Annotated in this window: 4 protein-coding genes; 1 reads left to right on the top strand and 3 read right to left on the bottom strand. The window is 75.3% G+C overall.

What is annotated here, in order from left to right; translation table 11 throughout:
* On the bottom strand, nucleotides 1-892 hold an 892-nt coding region (locus EAO70_RS36915), incomplete at its 3' end, for an MBL fold metallo-hydrolase (RefSeq protein WP_261993249.1).
* Nucleotides 893-1,016: 124 nt separating this feature from the next.
* On the opposite strand from EAO70_RS36915, the gene EAO70_RS36910 reads away from it, so the two are divergent.
* Nucleotides 1,017-1,946: an NADP-dependent oxidoreductase gene (locus tag EAO70_RS36910; RefSeq protein ID WP_148007133.1), complete on the top strand. Its 930-nt coding sequence runs from the start codon at nucleotides 1,017-1,019 to the stop codon at nucleotides 1,944-1,946.
* Nucleotides 1,947-1,971: 25 nt separating this feature from the next.
* Here EAO70_RS36910 and EAO70_RS36905 read toward each other — a convergent pair whose 3' ends face one another.
* Together EAO70_RS36905 and EAO70_RS36900 are read right to left on the bottom strand one after the other, a co-directional pair.
* Nucleotides 1,972-2,298 (bottom strand): DUF202 domain-containing protein, encoded by a 327-nt coding sequence (locus EAO70_RS36905; protein WP_148007132.1) that lies wholly within the window; start codon nucleotides 2,296-2,298, stop codon nucleotides 1,972-1,974.
* On the bottom strand, nucleotides 2,295-2,690 hold the full coding sequence (locus EAO70_RS36900; protein ID WP_148007131.1) for a YidH family protein: 396 nt from the start codon (nucleotides 2,688-2,690) through the stop codon (nucleotides 2,295-2,297). Before EAO70_RS36900 ends, EAO70_RS36905 begins: the two co-directional genes overlap by 4 nt.
* Between the last annotated feature and the right edge of the window lie 157 nt (nucleotides 2,691-2,847).

The raw sequence follows: 2,847 nt of genomic DNA, 5'->3' as shown, positions 1-2,847 counted from the left end.
CCGGCACCCCGCCGTTCATCGCCGCCATGTCGCCGAAGACCGCCACCGGATCGAGCGGCGAGGCCTCCGGCAGGCCCGCCAGTTCCGCGTACGCCCGGTGCAGGTTCGCCACCAGGCGCTCGCTCTCCCGCCACGCGGTGAACTCACCGAGATCCGCCCGCCGCGCCGTCTCCAGCGGCGTCGCCCCCCGCGCTCGCCCCTCGGCCGCCAGCTCCCGCACCCGGAGCAGGTACCGTTCGGTCGCGTCGTACGCCGAGGGGTCGGTCACCCGCCCGTGCCCCGGGACCACCGTCGGCGCGTCGAGCGAGCGCAGCACGTCGAGCGCCCGCAGCGACCCGGCCAGCGAACCCATCGGCAGGAACGGCGTCCCGCCCTGGAAGACCAGGTCGCCGGTGAAGACGACGCCCTGCTCGGGCAGGTGCACGATCGAGTCGCCGGTGGTGTGCGCGGGACCCGGGTGGAGGACCCGGACCTCGATCCCGCCGACGTACAGCGTCAGGTGGTCGCGGTACGTGACGGACGGCGCCACGATGTCGATCGCCCCGAAGTCGGTCTGCGGCCACAGCAGATGGAGCTGGTGCCCGGCCGCGAGCTGCTCGCTCCGGCAGTTCTCGTGGCCGACGATCCGCGCCTCCGGCAGGAACACCCCGTTGCCGTAGGTGTGGTCGCCATGGTGGTGGGTGGAGACGATCGTCCCCGGCAGCGGGAGCCCCTCCGCGAGGACCGCCTCCCGCAGCAGCCGCGCCCGCCGCTCGGTGGCGGCCGTGTCGACGAGCAGCGACTCGCGCCCGTCGCCGAGGAAGCCGGCGTTGTTCAGGCACCAGCCGCCGTCGGGCTGGAGGAACGCGTGGACGTTCGGCGCGAGCGCGACCACATGGGGCGCGCGCGTCAGGGGTGGTGGCGGTGGTGGTGGCAGACACAGGGATTCCCCCAACGGAGAGACGTGAGAGCCCGATCGGACAGGGACGAGTCTCCCCGGCTTGCGGGCGGACACCGCAGCGCGGAGGGTCGAAGACATGAAGGCGATCAGCTACCGCCGGTACGGCGGCCCCGAGGTGCTGGAGTACGGAGAGCTGCCCGATCCCAAGATCGGACCCGACGCGGTGCTGGTCAGGGTGCGGGCCGCCGCGGTCAACCCGGTCGACTGGAAGTGCCAGGCGGGCTACCTCGACGGGATGATGGACGCGGTCTTCCCCGTGGTGCCCGGCTGGGACGTGGCCGGGGTGGTCGTCCGGCCCGGCGTCTCCGTCACCGAGTTCGCCGAGGGCGACGAGGTCATGGGCTACGTCCGCGAGGACTTCCTCTCCCGGGGCACCTTCGCGGAGTACGTGGCCGCCCCCGTCCGCACCCTCGCCCGCAAGCCGCGCTCGGTGGGGTTCGAGGAGGCCGCGGCCCTGCCGCTCGCCGGCCTCACCGCCTACCAGGCGCTCCGCGGGCCCCTCGCGGTCGGCCCCGGCGACACCGTCCTGGTGCACGCGGCGGCCGGCGGGGTCGGCTCGATGGGCGTGCAGATCGCCCGCCGGCTCGGCTGCCGGGTCATCGGCGCGGCGCGCGAGACCGGTCTGGAACGGGTCGCGGGGCTCGGCGCCGAGCCCGTCGTCTACGACGAGGCGACCTTCGCCGAGCAGGTCCGCGCGCTCGCCCCGGAGGGCGTGGACGCGGTGCTCGACACCCTCGGCGGACCGTTCCTGCGGATCTCCGCCGGGCTGCTCGCGGCCGGGGGCCGGCTCGCCTCCATCGCCGACGCCGAGGTCCTGGCCCTCGGCGGACGCTACTTCTGGGTCCGCCCCGACCCGGTCGACCTGGCGGCCCTCGCGGACCTGGTCGACGACGGCGCGCTCACCGTCCGGGTGGCCCGGACGTTCCCCCTGGAACAGGCCGCGGACGCGCAGCGCGCCAACGCGGCGGGCGGCCTGAACGGCAAGGTCGTCGTCACCGTCCCCTGAGCCGCCACCCCCTCGGTTCCGCCGTTCACCAGATCAGCACCGCCCCGAAGCCGGCGAGCGCGATCGTGCAGCAGGCCGCGAGCAGCGCGCCCCGGTGGGAGAGGGGCCGCGGCCGGGCCGGGCTCAGGGAGCGGATCCGGCGGTGGGCGACGGCCAGGAACCCGATCCACACCAGCGCCGACAGGGCGAGCCCCGTGAGGCCCGCGGCGCTGGTCTCGTCGCTCACGGCCAGCTTGACGGCGAGCACCGCCACCACCGTGCACGACAGGGTCGTACGCCGCCACGCGAGCCGGGTCCGCTCCGGCTGGAGCCCGGGATCACGCGCGTCGATCCCGGACGCGGCCGCCGTCACCGTCCGGCCCAGCCGAAGAGCACGACCACCACCATGGCGACGGCGACCACGGCGACGACCAGGCTCAGCAACGCCGGGAAGCGGGACCCGGGCAGATCCTCGCCGCGCCGCATGGCCCGCTCGCAGCGCACCCAGTGGTTGACCGCCCGCAGCGCGCAGAGCACTCCGGCCGCGAGCAGGGCGAGCGCGAGGCCGACCCGGACGCCCCAGCGCAGGTCCGGCAGGAACTGGTCGACGGCGAAGCCGCCGCCCACCAGGGCGAGCGCGGTCCTGATCCAGGCCAGGAAGGTCCGCTCGTTGGCCAGGGAGAACCGGTAGTCGGGCGTCTCCCCCTCGTCCCGGACGCGCTGCGGTGCGAACCACAGGCGCACGCTCTGTACGAAATCGCTCACACGCGCACCCTAACGTTCGGATGATCAGACCGCCGTGCGCCGGGGGTCGGCCGAGCGCCCCCACAGACCGCCCCCACCGCGCGCTCGCGGACCGCCACCCTCCGGACCGCCCACGCGCCCGCGGGCCCGGAGGGCGCGGGTCCGCGGGCGCGTGGGC

Source organism: Streptomyces sp. adm13(2018) (genome assembly GCF_008042145.1).
In the GTDB taxonomy this organism is placed as follows: domain Bacteria; phylum Actinomycetota; class Actinomycetes; order Streptomycetales; family Streptomycetaceae; genus Streptomyces.
Note: the sequence above shows the minus strand (reverse complement) of the source record. Positions and strands in the feature narration are given on the sequence as shown.